The sequence below is a fragment of the Roseateles sp. NT4 genome, from assembly GCF_051857475.1.
Lineage (GTDB): Bacteria > Pseudomonadota > Gammaproteobacteria > Burkholderiales > Burkholderiaceae_C > Pelomonas.
Window position 1 is genome coordinate 1,354,379 of the sequence record NZ_JBPZGZ010000001.1, and the last position, 13,580, is coordinate 1,367,958.

A 13,580-nucleotide genomic window follows, 5' to 3' on the forward strand; every position below is an offset into this window, starting at 1 on the left:
TCGCGCCCCTCTCGCCGTCGATTACGCAAGATCGCCTAAGTGGAACCCGCCGCCCTCGACTACCGCAGCGCCTTCCAGCTGGCCCCCATCGGCCTGGTGCTGTCGGCCCAGCGCCAGATCGTCGATTGCAACGAGCGCGTGCTGCAGATGTTCGCGACCACGCGCGAGCAGCTCATCGGCCAGAGTTTTGCCGTCATGTACCCGAGTGCCGCCGAGTTCGAACGCACCGGCGCGCGCATCGTCGCGAGCCTGGACGCCCAGGGCCACTATGCCGACGACCGTGTCATGCGGCGCCTGGGAAGCAGCGAGCTGTTCTGGTGCCATGTGACCGGCCGCGCCCTGGACCCGGCCGACCCGCATGCCCGCGGCATCTGGAGCTTCGAAGACCTGTCGGCGCGCCGCCAGATCACTGCAGAGCTGACACCGCGTGAGCGCGAGATCGCCGCCCTGCTCGTCGAGGGCCAGACCAGCAAGCTCATCGGCCGGCGCCTGGGCGTGAGCCCGCGCACCGTGGACATCTACCGTGGCCGGCTGATGAAGAAATACGCGGCGTCCAGCACGCCGGAACTGATCAACAAGTTGCTTTCCGCATGAGCCACTCCCACGGCAAACCCGTGCTGCCCTATTGCCGCAATTGCCATTTCACGCTGGCAACGCCCAGGCCTGTCTACTGCGGCCACTGCGGCCAGGAAACCGATCTGCATCCGCCCTCGGTGCGCGAGATGTTCACCGAGTACCTGGGCCACTACATCGCCTTCGACGGCCCGCTGTGGCGCACGCTGTGGGCGCTGGTCTGCCTGCCCGGCCACCTGACCAACGCCTATTTCCACGGTGCGCGCAAACGCTATGTGCTGCCGCTGCGGGTCTATCTGAGTGCGAGCTTCGTGTTCTTCGTCGGCTGGGCATTGCTGCCCGCGCTACCCGATCCGGCGGCCGCGCCGGGGAAATCCTCCGCAAGCGTGCACATGAAGCCGGGCATGACGCCCGCGCAGCTCGCTGCAGAAGCCGCTTCGGCAGCTGGCAAGCCCGCCGAGCAGATGAACCTGAGCGTGCTCGGCTGCAAGCTGGCCGAGGTCGAGACCTGCACGGCCTGGCAGCGCTGGCTCTTGAAGTCGGTCGAGCACGCGACGCACCTGACGCGCGAACAATGGTCCGCCAAGCTGCTGGCGCTGGCTCCTTACGGTCTGCTCGCGATGCAACCGGTGTTCGCAGCCTTGCTGCTGCTGATGTTCACTGGCAGCGGCCGGCGCTATGCGGAGCACTTCGTGTTCTCGCTGCACAGCCACAGCCTGTGGTTCCTTGCACTGCTGGCCGGGTTCGCCACGCAGTCCGCGGGGCCGCTGATGCTGGCCGTGTTCGCGCATGGCCTGATCGCGATGCGACAGGTCTACGGCCTGGGCTGGTGGGGCGCCGCCTGGCGCGGCACGCTGCTGAGTGTTGGCTATACCCTGCTGCTGGGGTTCGGCTTGATGCTCATGGGCGTGATCATCGCGATCACCTCACCGGTCAAGTGAACACGCCCTGACGCAGCCACTTGGTGGCCACCCATTTCTCGCCTTCCAGCACCGGCGAGCCGCCGTGCAGGGTCTGCGTGGACGGGTGGGGCCGGTCGTAGCTGAAGAACACCGCATTGCCCTTGACCGGCGCGACGTCCAGGCCGATGTCCGGGAAGATGGTCGAGCCGCCGGCCGTGGGCGTGTTCAGGTAGATGACCAGCGTCGCGACACGCTGGCCGCCGCGCTTGAGGATGTTGGGCGTGCTGACGTGGCCGGGGTCGAAATAGTCGTAGTGCGGCTGGTACTCGGCGCCCGGGCGGTAGCGCAGCACCTGCAGGCCTTCGCCGTGGTCCAGCGGCCAGCGCAGCAGCGTCGCCAGGCGGGCTTCGATGGTGCGGATCAGATCGGTCTCGCAGCGCTCGAAGAACATGCCGTCGCTGGTGCGCGCAGCATTCACCTCGCTGCCCTCGCTGCCGGTCGCCACGGTCTCCGAGCGCGCCAGGCGCTTGCTCGCCAGGGCCACGATGCCGTCGCACTCTTCATCCGACAGCAGGCTGCCGAAGACGATGACGCGCGGCTGGCGCAGGGCCATCATGACCTTGACCTGGCGGTCGCCGGCGTCGATGACGGGCGCAAAGCGCGTCAGATCGGGCTCGGGCAGGCCGATCGTCGCGCCGGGCGGCGGCGTCAGCGTGGCCACCTGGCCCAGGGTGCGGGCCAGGGCCTGGCGGGCGACGGTCTCGTCCCAGCCACTGCCCAGCATGGCCGCCAGGATGCTTTCTGACGCATGGCCGGCGCGGCTCTGTTCGGTGATCCACTCACACAGCTCGGGGGTGATGACTTGTTGGCTCATGACTTGCGGCGGAAGACGAGTCGGTCGGGGGAAGAAACGTCGGGGGCCAGACGATAACCGTCCAGGTCGAAAGCTTTGAGCCCTTCAGGCGTTTCAAGGCGTTGCTGAATGGCGAAGCGCGCCATCAGCCCGCGCGCACGTTTGGCGAAGAAGCTGATGATCTTGTACTCGCCGTTCTTCCAGTCCTCGAACTGGCAGTCGATAACGCGCGGCTTCAGCGCCTTGCGGTCGGCGGCACGGAAGTATTCCTGGGAGGCCAGGTTGACGATGACGGGCGCCTTCTCTGCCTTGGCCAGCTTGTTCAGGTGCAGGGCCAGGCGGTCGCCCCAGTAGTCGTAGAGGCTGGCGCCATGCTCGCCGGCCAGGCGGGTGCCCATCTCCAGGCGGTAGGCCTGCATGCGGTCCAGCGGCCGCAGGATGCCGTACAGGCCCGACAGCATGCGCACATGGACCTGGGCCCAGGCGATGTCGTCGCCGGAGAGCGTCTTGGCGTCCAAGCCGTCGTAGACGTCGCCATTGAAGGCCAGCACGGCCGGCTTGCTGTTGTGCTCAGTGAAGCGCGGCCGCCAGGCCTTGTAGCGGTCGACATTGAGCTGGGCCAGGGGCTCGGACAGGTCCATCAGCTCGCGCACGTCGTCGACCGTCTTGGTGCGCAGCAGCTCGATGAGGGCGGCGGTGTCGTCCAGGAATTGCGGACGGGTCAGGGCCGGCGCCAGTTCGGCCGGCGTCGGCGTGTCGTAATCGAGGGACTTGGCGGGCGAGAGCAGGAACAGCATGGGCGCGGATTTTGTCTCAGGCTTTGCGTCGTTCCAGGGCCTCGAAGATCGCCATGCCCACCAGCATTGCCGCGACGAAAACCAGCGCCTTCAGGTCACCCAGGCCCGCCACCACCAGCGCCGGCCCCGGGCACAGGCCGCCCAAGCCCCAGCCGGCGCCGAACAACAGGCTGCCCCCGACAAGGCGGCGGTCGATGCGGGTCGAGTCCGGCAGCTTCAGCTTGGCCCGGCGCGCCCACGCAAAAGCCGGCAGGCCCACGGCGATGGCGCCGGCCATGACGAAGGCCAGCGACGGATCCCAGGCACCGGCCAGGTCCAGGAAGCCCAGCACCTTGGCCGGCAACACCATGCCCGACACGACCAGGCCCAGGCCGAACAGCAGGCCTGCCAGCGCGGCGATCAGCACGGCCTTCACAGCAGATGCCTCAGCACGTAGACAGTCGCGAAACCGACCGCCATGAACACGGCCGTCGCGACTGCCGAACGCAGCGACAAACGCGACAGGCCGCAGACGCCATGCCCGCTGGTGCAGCCCGCGCCGTAGCGCGTGCCGATGCCCACCAGCAGCCCCGCCAGCAGCAGCCTGCCCCATCCGGCATCGATGCGCGGCTGCACAGGCCCGGCCAACAGCCCGTAGAGCCAAGGCGCCACCAGCAGCCCGGCCAGAAAGGCCAGCCGCCAGGCGCGGTCCCCGGGCATAGACCGCAGCAGCCCGCCCACGATGCCGCTGATGCCTGCAATCCGTCCAGAGAAGCGCACAAACACAGCCGCGGCCAGGCCAATGAGCAGTCCGCCGGCAAGCGCCGGTCCGGGGGTGAAAGCGTTCCAGTCCAGGTTCATGTAGAAATGATGGCATCCCGGCACGCCCAACCCCGAATGCCCGTCGCCATCCAAGCCTTCCACGACCCCATCACCGGTACGGTCAGCTATGTCGTGCACGACCCCGCCACGCGCCAGGCGGCTGTCATCGATCCGGTGCTGGACCATGACCTGGCCACGGGCCAGTCCGGTACGGCCAGCGCTGACCTGCTGCTGGCCCATCTGCGCGAGCAAGGCCTGGCGCTGCAATGGATCCTCGAGACCCATGTGCATGCCGACCATGTGTCGGCCGCGCGCCATCTGCAGCGCGAAGCGGGCGGGCTGATCGCCATCGGCGAGCACATCCGCGAGGTGCAGGCCACGCTCGGTCGCCTGCGGGGTTGGCCGTCCGACAACGACGGCTTTGATCGCCTGCTGAGCGACGGTGAGTCCTTCCAGATCGGCAGCCTGCACGCGACCGCCCTGCTCACCCCGGGCCACACGCCGGCCGACCTGGCCTTCCAGATCGAGGACGCCGTCTTCATCGGCGACACCCTCTTCATGCCCGATGTCGGCAGCGCCCGCGCCGACTTTCCCGGTGGCGACGCGACCGTGCTCTACCGTTCCATCCGCCGCCTGCTGGACCTGCCGCCCGAGACCCGCCTCTTCGTCTGCCACGACTACCCGCCCGGGCGCGAGCCGCGCTGGCAGACGACGGTGGCCGAGCAGCGCGCCGCCAACATCCATGCCCACGACGGGGTCAGCGAGGCCGAGTTCGTCGCCATGCGCCAGGCGCGCGACAAGACCCTGGCTGCGCCGCGATTGATGGCCCCTTCGCTGCAGGCCAATATCCGCGGCGGGGGTTAACGGCTGCGCGCCTTGCCCACCAGCAGCAGCACCACGCCCAGCAGCACGATGCCCGCCGCCAGCCACTCGTGGCCGCTGATCTGCTCACCGGCCAGCGCCACGCCGAGCAGCATGGCGATGACGGGATTCACGAAGGAATAGCTGGACGCCAGCCCTGCCGACGCCTCGGCCAGCAGCACCATGTAGGCGTTGAAGGCGATCAGCGAACCGAAGACGACAAGATAGGCCCAGGCCCACAGGGCCCGCGGCTCGATGTGATCGGGCAGGGTCTCGCCGCCCAGGAAACTCAACACCATCAGCACGGCGCCGCCGGCCAGCATCTCGCTCGCAAAGCCCATCGCGCCCGGCGCCAGCGGCCACACGCGCTGCGACAGCACGCTGCCGACCGCCCAGCTGGCACAGGCCACCGTGATGGCCACCAGGCCCATGGGCGAGGCACCGAAGCCCTGGCCTTGCGTCAAGAGCAGCACGCCCACAAGCCCGAAGGCGATGCCCAGCGACTCCAGACGGGACGGCTTCTCACCCCACAGCAGGTTCAGGCCAGCAATCATCAGTGGCATGACGGCGATGAAGGCGACGACGAGGCCCGAGCCCACGGTCTGCTCGGCCGTCGCCGTGCCGCCCATGCCACCGCCCAGCATCAGGCCGCCGATGGCCAGGGCGTGCAGCCATTGCCGCCGGCTGGGCCAGGGCGCGCCGCGCCAGCGCATCCAGACCGCCAGCAAGGCGCCGGCGACCAGGAAGCGGCTGCCCATCTGGATGAAGGGCGGCAGGCTGATCAGCGCGACCTTGATGGCCAGATAGGTCGAGCCCCAGACCAGCCAGGTGGCGGCCAGGCAAAGCATCAGTTTCGGGCTCAGGCCTGAGCCGGTCTTCAGCGGCAGCGTCGTCGTGTTCATGGCCGGCATCGTAGGAATTCCGGCCTTTTCGCAACATGGGCACTTGAAGGTTCAACGTGGAGATGACCTTAGGATTGAAGAACTTGACGCCACATTTCGGAGACTTTCATGGCCATCGAGCTGGATCAGCATGACCATCGCATCCTGGCCGAACTGCAGGCCGACGCCCGCTTGACGATGGCGGAGCTGGGTCGGCGCGTGCACCTGAGCCAGCCCGCCGTCACGGAGCGGGTGCGAAAGCTGGAGGACGGCGGCGTCATCCGCGGCTACCGCGCTGTCGTCGATGCCAGCAAGCTGGGCTACGGCATCCGCTCCATCATCCGCATCGGCAATCTCGACGAAGACCTGCTGATGCGGGCGCTGGAGGCCAGCCCCGAGGTCGTCACGGCCTATGGCGTGACCGGCGAGGACAGCTGGATCCTGGAGATTGCCGTGCGCGATGTGGCGCATCTGCGGGCGACCTTGTCGCGCTTCTGCCAGCAGGTGCCGACGTCGACCGCCATCATCCTGAATGCGGTGCGCGAGCACGCACCGATAAAGCCGCTGCCAACCGCCGATGCCGAGCCCGCAGGCGCGGAGCCAGAAAAGAAAAAGCCCCGCCAAGGCAGGGCTTGATCGCCGGCGCAGGGCCGCTTACTTGGCCAGCAGCACGTTGGCCGCGGCCACGTCCTCGGGGCGCAGCTGGCCCGAAGCCTGGCGCAGCTTGAGGCTGTTGACGACGACGTCGTAGCGGGCCTTGGCCAGGTCGCGCTGGGTCGTGAACAGCTGGGTCTGGGCGTTCAGCACGTCCAGGTTGACGCGCACACCGACCTTGTAGCCGAGTTGGGTCGCTTCCAGGGCCAGCTTGGTGGACGACTCGGCGGCCTCGTAGGCGGCCACCTGGGCCTTCAGCGACTGCACGCCGAAGAAGGCGCGGCGTGTGCCCTCGGCCACGCTGCGGCGCGCGAAGTCGAGGTCGTTGCGGGCCTTGTCTTCCAGCACCAGGGTTTCCTTGATGCGGTTCTGCGTCAGGCCGCCGGTGTAGATCGGGTATGTCAGCGTCAGGCCGACGCTTGCGCTCTTGCCCGTGCCGGCGGTGCCCTGCTGCGCCGCAATGATGGCGGGGCTGGTGTGGGTGTTCTGGCCCCCCAGCGTCGCGTTGGCGTCCAGCGTCGGCTTGTCGCCCGCGCGAGCGATCTGCGTGTCGAGCTGGGCCATTTCCAGACCCAGGCGGGCGCGGCGCACGCCGGGATGCTGGTCATCGGCCGTGGCCACCCAGGTGTCGACGTTGTCGCTGGGCAGGGCCGGCAGGGCGACCGGCACGGCCAGGCTCTTGGGCTCGACGCCGACCCGGCCGACGAACTGGTCCAGCGTCACGCGCTTGACGCGCAGATCGTTGTCGGCGGCCAGTTCCTGGGCCACGGCCAGGTCGTAGCGGGCCTGGGCTTCACGGGTGTCGGTGATGGTGGCGGTGCCGACTTCGAAATTGCGCTTGGCCGAGGCCAGTTGCTCGGAGATGGCGGCCTTGTTGGCGCGCGAGGTCGTCAGCGTGTCCTTGGCGGCCAGCACATCGAAATAGGCCGTGGCCAGACGGATGATGAGGTCCTGCTCCTGTGCATCCAGGTCAGCCTGGGCCAGCGCGTAGGCGCGGCGAGCCTTGTCGATGGTCGGGATGTTGCTGGCGTTGTAGACCGAATACTTGCCCGACAGGCCGGCCTGCAGCGTGCGGGTGTTGTAGGCGCTCATCGACGGCGGATCGGTGCGCGCGTAGGTGCCCGAGCTCGACAGATACAGCGACGGCTTGATCAGCGCCTCGGCCTGCGCGACGCGGGCGGCGGCGGCATCGGCACTGTTGCGGGTCGCCAGATAGGTCGCGTCATAGCCCCTGGCCGCGTCATAGAGCTCCTGCAGGCTCTGGGCCTGGGCCACGCCGGCGAGCAGGAGGCTGGCGGCGACGGCCAGCGGTTGCAGGGTCAGGCGGGCGGCTGTGACGAAGGGCATGGGATTCCTTGACTGGAGCAATGTAGTGAGCGCGGCCGGGTTTATAGAGGCAAACCCCGCCGATGACACAAGCCATGTGACGACCTGCGCCCAAACGGGGGCAAGCGGCGTTTTATGGCGACGGACTGCATCGAGATCAGAACGAGAAGGCCGAGGCCTCGGCAAAACCCGGCAGGCGGCCGGCCACCGTGTCGAACATCTCCACGCTGCGGAAGTCGCCGGCGCCGGTGCGGGTGACCAGCACGGCACGCATGACGGGCTCGCCACCGACGATGGCCGCGAGGCGGCCGCCGACCTTGAGCTGGTTCAGCAGGGCCTGGGGCACGGAGGCGACCGAACCCGACAGCAGGATGACGTCGAAGGGCTCCTCGGCGGCCAGGCCCGCGGCGCCGTCCTGGTTCAGCACGGTGACGTTGAGCACGCCGGCGCGCTTCAGATTGGCCGTGGCGGCGGCAGCGAGGCCGGCGTCGGCTTCCAGCGCAATGACGCGCTGGGCCTTGTGGCCCAGCAGCGCGGCCAGGTGACCCGTGGCGGCGCCGATCTCCAGCACCTTCTCGTGGCGCTGCACCTTCAGCTCCTGCAGCAGGCGGGCCTCGACCTTGGGTGCCAGCATCCGGCGTGTGGCCGTCAGCGGCAGCTCGGTGTCGACAAAAGCCTGGGCCTTGTGGGCCTCGGGCACGAAGTCCTCGCGGTGGACGACGCGCAGCAGCTCCAGCACGCTGGGATCGAGCACATCCCAGGGGCGGATCTGCTGCTCGATCATGTTGAAGCGGACTTGTTCGAGGTTCATCTTGTTCTCCGGGGCGCGGTCGACAGCAAAAAGCAAAATTCTAGAGGTCAGACCGGGCTGACCAGCAGTCCGTGCAGCAACAGCGCCATCTGGGCATCCAGCAGCTCCTCAGCCGTCATGGTCGGGTGGCAGCTGTCGACCTCGCCAAAAGAGTGCTCGTGCAGCAGCATGTGCAGCATGGGCGCGATCAGCATATGGACCGTCGCCTCGATGGGCACGGCCCGAAACTCCCCCGTGCGGATGCCCCGCTCGATGAGGCCTCCGACCAGGTTCTGCGACGGTGCGATGACCTCGTCCACATAAAAGCGCGCCAGCTCGGGGAAGTTGCGCGCCTCCACCATCATGATCTTGCAGACGACACCGGCATTGCCATGGCCGACCTTGGCCCACCAGGCCTGCATCATCTGGCTCAGCAACTCGGCGATGGAGCCTTCGTATTGCGCAGCCTGGGCGGCCGATTCGGCGATGTGCACCGACAGGTTGTCGCGCACCATGGCCTTGAAGAGCTCGTCCTTGCTCGGGTAGTAGCGGTACAGCGTGCCCTTGGCCACGCCGGCGCGCGCGGCAATCTCCTCGCTGCGCGTGGCGGCAAAACCCTTCTCGACGAAGAGGGCCAGGGCGGCATCCAGCAGCTCCTGGGGGCGGGCGTCCTTGCGGCGTTGGCGGGGGGTGGCAGTGGCCAAGACGGCTAGGTTAATGACCGGAGAGTCAGTAATGTAGCCGCGCCGGCCAGCCGCCCGCAAGGACAGGCCCGGGCGGCTGGCTACACTGCGCCGCCTTTTTGCTGTTGTCCGGAGCCGTTTACGTGGATGTCATCCTGCTGATCAAAGCCGCCATCATGGGCATCGTCGAGGGCCTGACCGAGTTCCTGCCGGTCTCCTCCACAGGCCATCTGATCCTGACCGGCAGCCTGCTCGGCATGACGGACGCCAAGTCCAAGGTCTTCGACATCGCCATCCAGAGCGGCGCCATCCTGGCCGTCCTCATCGTCTACTGGGCGCGCATCCGCGAGGCCCTGGCCGGCATCACCAGCAGCGCCAAGCAGCAGCGTTTCGTGGCCAACATCGCCATCGGCTTCATCCCGGCCGGCGTCGTCGGCCTGACGGTCTACAAGGCCATCAAGGCCCATCTCTTCAACGCGCCCGTCGTCGCCGGCGCCTTCATCGTCGGCGCGCTGATCATCCTGTGGGTCGAGAAGCGCGCCCAACCCGTCGCCCGCGTGCAGACGGTGGACGACATGACGCCGCTGGACGCCCTCAAGGTCGGCCTGGTGCAATGCCTGGGCATGATCCCCGGCACCAGCCGCTCGGGCGCCACCATCATCGGCGGCATGCTGCTAGGTCTGTCGCGCAAGGCGGCGACCGACTTCTCCTTCTTCCTGGCCATCCCGACGCTGATCTCGGCCGGCGGCTACAGCCTGTGGAAGGAGCGCCACGCGCTGTCCATGGCCGACTTCCCGATGTTCGCCGTCGGCTTCATCGTCAGCTTCCTGGCCGCCTGGGCCTGCGTGCGCTGGCTGCTGCGCTATGTGTCCAGCCACACCTTCGTGCCCTTCGCCTGGTATCGCATCGCGTTTGGCATCGTCGTGCTGGCGACCTGGGTCACCGGTACGGTCATCTGGGCGGATTGATAATCGCGGCCTATGGCCATCACGATCAAGACCGCTGCCGATGTCGAGGGCATGCGCATCGCCGGACGCCTGGCGTCCGAAGTCCTGGACATGCTGACGCCCCACGTCAAGCCGGGCATCACGACCAATGAGCTGGACAAGCTGGCTCACGACTTCATCGTCAACGTGCAGCAGTGCATTCCCGCCCCGCTGAACTACTGCCCGCCGGGCTACATCCCCTACCCCAAGTCCATCTGCACCTCGGTCAACCAGGTGGTCTGCCATGGCATCCCGAACGAGAAGGCGCTGAAGAACGGCGACATCGTCAACATCGATGTCACCGTCATCAAGGACGGCTGGCATGGCGACACCAGCCGCATGTTCGTCGTCGGCGACGGTTCCATCGCCGCCAAGCGCCTGTGCGCCTTCACCTATGAAGCCATGTGGAAGGGCATCGCCAAGGTCAGGCCCGGCGCCCGCCTGGGCGACATCGGCCACGCCATCCAGACCTTCGCCGAGAACGCCGGTTTCTCCATCGTGCGCGAGTTCTGCGGCCATGGCATCGGCCAGGTCTTCCACGAGGAACCCCAGGTGCTGCACTACGGCCGCCCCGGCACGCTGGAAGAGCTGGTGCCCGGCATGATGTTCACCATCGAACCCATGATCAACGCGGGCCGCCGCGAGATCCGCGAGATGGGCGACGGCTGGACCATCGCCACCAAGGACCGCTCGCTGTCGGCCCAGTGGGAACACACCATCCTCGTCACCGACACCGGCTACGAGGTGATGACGCTGTCTGCCGGCAGCCCGCCGCCGCCGGCCTTCATCACGCAGGCCACGGCGGCAACCGCCAGCACTGTCGCCTAGGCCGTGGCCACCCTTGCCGAGCTCCGCCAGCAGTTCAAGGCGGGCAAGCAGACCCTGATCGACGGTTTCCTCGCGGCGCGGCCTACCCAGACGGGTGCCGAGACCCTGCTGCGCCGCCTGGCCCGCCATGTCGACGACACGCTGCGCTCGCTGTGGAGCCAGGCCGGCATGCCCGAGGGCGCCTGCCTGGCGGCCGTCGGCGGCTATGGCCGCGGCGAGCTGTTCCCGCATTCCGACGTCGATGTGCTGGTGCTGCTGCCTGACGGCGTCGAGGCCTACCAGCCCGGCCCCGTGAAGTCGGCCATCGAGAGCTTCATCACGGCCTGCTGGGACCTCGGCCTGGAGATCGGCTCATCGGTGCGCACGCTCAGCGAATGCCTGAGCGAGTCGCAAGCCGACGTGACCATCCAGACCGCCCTGCTCGAGGCGCGGCCCCTGGCCGGCGACGTCAAGCTGTTCCGGCAGATGCACAAGCGCTTCATGCAGGCCATGGACCCCAAGGCCTTCTTCCGCGCCAAGACGCTGGAGACGGTGCAGCGCCACACCAAGTTCGACGACACGCCCTACGCGCTGGAACCCAACTGCAAGGAAAGCCCCGGCGGCCTGCGCGACCTGCAGATGCTGATCTGGCTGGCCCGCTCGGCGGGCCTGGGCAAGACCTGGAAGGGCCTGGCCCAGCGCGGCCTCATCACGCCTTTCGAGAGCCGTCAGCTGCAGCGCAACGAGGGTCAGCTCAAGCTGATCCGCGCCCGTCTGCATGCCGTGGCCGGCCGCCGCGAAGACCGCCTCGTCTTCGACCTGCAGACCGCCGTGGCCCAGAGCTTCGGCTTCGAGGGCACGGGCGCCCAGCGCGCCTCCGAGGTGCTGATGCGGCGCTACTACTGGGCGGCCAAGGCCGTCACCCAGCTGCACCAGATCCTGCTGCTGAACCTGGAAGAGCAGATCAACGGCTCCCAGCAGGACCTGCTGCGCCCCATCGACGGCCAGCCGGACTTCCTGGACCGCGGCCGCATGCTGGAGGTCGCCAGCGACGACCTCTATCAGCGCGACCCGCACGCCATCCTGCGCACCTTCCTGATCTACCAGCAGACGCCGGGCATCAAGGGCCTGTCGGCGCGCACGCTGCGCGCCCTGTACAACGCCCGCGGCCTGATGGATGCGGCCTGGCGGCGCGACCCGGCCAACCGCGCGACCTTCATGGCCATGCTGCGCCAGCACGAGGGCCAGACGCATGCCTTCCGGCTGATGAACCAGACCTCGGTGCTGGGCCGCTATCTGTGGGTGTTCCGCGCCATCGTCGGGCAGATGCAGCACGACCTATTCCACGTCTACACCGTGGACCAGCACATCCTGATGGTGCTGCGCAATGTGCGGCGCTTCTTCGTGCCCGAGCATGCCCACGAGTACCCGTTCTGCTCGCAGCTCGCCGCCCAGTTCGACACGCCCGAGCTGCTCTACATCGCCGCCCTCTTCCACGACGTGGCCAAGGGGCGCGGCGGCGACCATTCCGAGCTCGGCGCCACCGAGGTGAAGCGCTTCTGCCGCCAGCACGGCCTGAGCGCCGAGGACACGACGATGTGCGTCTTCCTCGTCGAGCACCACCTGACGATGTCCCGGGTGGCGCAGAAGGAGGACCTGGCCGACCCCGATGTCATCGCCGCCTTCGCTGCCAAGGTGGGCGACGCGCGCCGCCTGACGGCGCTCTACCTGCTGACGGTGGCCGACATCCGCGGCACCAGCCCCAAGGTGTGGAACGCCTGGAAGGGCAAGCTGCTCGAAGACCTCTTCCGCATCACGCTGCGGGCCCTGGGCGGCGCCAAGATCAACCTCGATGCCGAGATCGAGGCGCGCAAGGCCGAGGCCCGCCAGGACCTGGCCCTGCACTCCCAGCTGCCCGGCACCGAGGAGCCGCTGTGGAAGACGCTGGCCATCAGCTATTTCGCGCGCCATGACGGCGCCGAGCTGGCCTGGCATGCGCGCTCGCTGTGGCGCCATGTCGAAACGCAGGTGCCGGTCGTGCGCGCCCGCCCCTCGCCCATCGGCGAAGGCTTGCAGGTGCTGGTGTATTCGCCCGACCAACCCGATCTGTTCGCTCGCATCTGCGGCTATTTCGACACCGCCGGCTTCAGCATCCTGGACGCCAAGGTGCACACGACGCGCAAGGGCTATGCGCTGGACACCTTCCAGGTCATCCGCCCGGAGGCCGATGTGCACCACCGCGACCTGGTGCCGCTGGTGGAGCAGAAGCTGTCCATGGCCCTGCAGGCCGGCGGCCCCCTGCCCGAACCACGCCGCGGACGGCTGTCGCGCCGCGTCAAGAGCTTCCCCTACACGCCGCGCATCTCGCTGCGCCCGGACGAGCGGGCCACCGCCTGGCTGCTGACCATCTCGACGAGCGACCGCGCCGGCCTGCTCTATGCCATCGCCCGCGTGCTGGCCAAGCACGGCATCAACCTGCAGCTGGCCAAGATCTCGACGCTGGGCGAGCGGGTGGAAGACACCTTCCTGCTCGACGGCCCGGCCCTGCAGCACAACAAGGCGCAGATCCAGATCGAGAGCGAGCTGCTGGACGCGGTGTCGCTGCCGGCCTAGGCGAACTTCAAGTCAGCCCACTTCGTTTGTCGCGCAGCGAAGCACCGCTAAGC

General features: G+C 68.0%; 15 protein-coding genes. 7 read left to right on the forward strand and 8 right to left on the reverse strand.

Annotation, left to right across the window (positions count from 1 at the left end; genetic code table 11):
- Positions 1–39 precede the first annotated feature (39 nt).
- Both ACS5PN_RS06250 and ACS5PN_RS06255 read left to right on the forward strand, forming a co-directional pair.
- Positions 40–594 carry a LuxR C-terminal-related transcriptional regulator gene (locus tag ACS5PN_RS06250; RefSeq protein ID WP_439463065.1) on the forward strand — a complete coding sequence of 185 codons (555 nt, stop codon included), beginning with the start codon at positions 40–42 and terminating at the stop codon, positions 592–594.
- A complete protein-coding gene (locus ACS5PN_RS06255) occupies positions 591–1,514 on the forward strand; it encodes a DUF3667 domain-containing protein (protein WP_439463066.1) in 924 nt (307 codons plus the stop codon). The genes ACS5PN_RS06250 and ACS5PN_RS06255 overlap by 4 nt, the downstream gene beginning before the upstream one ends.
- Here ACS5PN_RS06255 and ACS5PN_RS06260 read toward each other — a convergent pair.
- Genes ACS5PN_RS06260 through ACS5PN_RS06275 form a run of 4 tightly spaced genes read right to left on the reverse strand, consistent with a single transcriptional unit; the run spans position 1,507 to position 3,965 of the window.
- Positions 1,507–2,349: a 2OG-Fe(II) oxygenase gene (locus ACS5PN_RS06260; protein ID WP_439463067.1), complete on the reverse strand. Its 843-nt coding sequence runs from the start codon at positions 2,347–2,349 to the stop codon at positions 1,507–1,509. The genes ACS5PN_RS06255 and ACS5PN_RS06260 overlap by 8 nt on opposite strands.
- The gene (gene yaaA / locus ACS5PN_RS06265) at positions 2,346–3,125 is read right to left on the reverse strand and encodes a peroxide stress protein YaaA (RefSeq protein WP_439463068.1); all 780 of its coding nucleotides are present in this window, start codon (positions 3,123–3,125) and stop codon (positions 2,346–2,348) included. Before yaaA ends, ACS5PN_RS06260 begins: the two co-directional genes overlap by 4 nt.
- Before the next feature lie 16 nt (positions 3,126–3,141).
- The gene (locus tag ACS5PN_RS06270) at positions 3,142–3,540 is read right to left on the reverse strand and encodes a DUF6691 family protein (protein WP_439463069.1); all 399 of its coding nucleotides are present in this window, start codon (positions 3,538–3,540) and stop codon (positions 3,142–3,144) included.
- Entirely contained in the window at positions 3,537–3,965 is a 429-nt protein-coding gene (locus ACS5PN_RS06275; RefSeq protein ID WP_439463070.1) for a YeeE/YedE family protein, read from the reverse strand. Before ACS5PN_RS06275 ends, ACS5PN_RS06270 begins: the two co-directional genes overlap by 4 nt.
- Before the next feature lie 36 nt (positions 3,966–4,001).
- On the opposite strand from ACS5PN_RS06275, the gene ACS5PN_RS06280 reads away from it, so the two are divergent.
- On the forward strand, positions 4,002–4,790 hold the full coding sequence (locus ACS5PN_RS06280; protein WP_439463071.1) for an MBL fold metallo-hydrolase: 789 nt from the start codon (positions 4,002–4,004) through the stop codon (positions 4,788–4,790).
- On the opposite strand, the gene yedA is transcribed toward ACS5PN_RS06280, so the two are convergent.
- Positions 4,787–5,689, reverse strand: a complete 903-nt coding sequence (gene yedA, locus ACS5PN_RS06285; protein ID WP_439463072.1) for a drug/metabolite exporter YedA — start codon at positions 5,687–5,689, stop codon at positions 4,787–4,789. The two genes, ACS5PN_RS06280 and yedA, sit on opposite strands and share 4 nt — an antisense overlap.
- A gap of 108 nt (positions 5,690–5,797) precedes the next feature.
- Here yedA and ACS5PN_RS06290 point away from each other — a divergent pair, with 108 nt between their 5' ends.
- Complete coding sequence (locus ACS5PN_RS06290; RefSeq protein WP_439463073.1) at positions 5,798–6,304, forward strand: Lrp/AsnC family transcriptional regulator; 507 nt, start codon at positions 5,798–5,800, stop codon at positions 6,302–6,304.
- A gap of 18 nt (positions 6,305–6,322) precedes the next feature.
- On the opposite strand, the gene ACS5PN_RS06295 is transcribed toward ACS5PN_RS06290, so the two are convergent.
- From ACS5PN_RS06295 to ACS5PN_RS06305, 3 genes are all read right to left on the reverse strand, one after another.
- Complete coding sequence (locus tag ACS5PN_RS06295; RefSeq protein WP_439463074.1) at positions 6,323–7,669, reverse strand: TolC family outer membrane protein; 1,347 nt, start codon at positions 7,667–7,669, stop codon at positions 6,323–6,325.
- Positions 7,670–7,805: 136 nt separating this feature from the next.
- The gene (locus ACS5PN_RS06300; RefSeq protein ID WP_439463075.1) at positions 7,806–8,459 is read right to left on the reverse strand and encodes a protein-L-isoaspartate O-methyltransferase family protein; all 654 of its coding nucleotides are present in this window, start codon (positions 8,457–8,459) and stop codon (positions 7,806–7,808) included.
- A gap of 47 nt (positions 8,460–8,506) precedes the next feature.
- Positions 8,507–9,142 carry a TetR/AcrR family transcriptional regulator gene (locus ACS5PN_RS06305; RefSeq protein WP_439463076.1) on the reverse strand — a complete coding sequence of 212 codons (636 nt, stop codon included), beginning with the start codon at positions 9,140–9,142 and terminating at the stop codon, positions 8,507–8,509.
- A 122-nt stretch (positions 9,143–9,264) separates the two neighbouring features.
- On the opposite strand from ACS5PN_RS06305, the gene ACS5PN_RS06310 reads away from it, so the two are divergent.
- Genes ACS5PN_RS06310 through ACS5PN_RS06320 form a run of 3 tightly spaced genes read left to right on the forward strand, consistent with a single transcriptional unit; the run spans position 9,265 to position 13,527 of the window.
- Positions 9,265–10,089, forward strand: a complete 825-nt coding sequence (locus ACS5PN_RS06310; RefSeq protein WP_439463077.1) for an undecaprenyl-diphosphate phosphatase — start codon at positions 9,265–9,267, stop codon at positions 10,087–10,089.
- A gap of 12 nt (positions 10,090–10,101) precedes the next feature.
- Positions 10,102–10,935, forward strand: a complete 834-nt coding sequence (map, locus tag ACS5PN_RS06315) for a type I methionyl aminopeptidase (RefSeq protein WP_439463078.1) — start codon at positions 10,102–10,104, stop codon at positions 10,933–10,935.
- 3 nt (positions 10,936–10,938) lie between these two features.
- Positions 10,939–13,527, forward strand: a complete 2,589-nt coding sequence (locus tag ACS5PN_RS06320) for a [protein-PII] uridylyltransferase (RefSeq protein ID WP_439463079.1) — start codon at positions 10,939–10,941, stop codon at positions 13,525–13,527.
- The last annotated feature ends 53 nt before the right edge of the window (positions 13,528–13,580 follow it).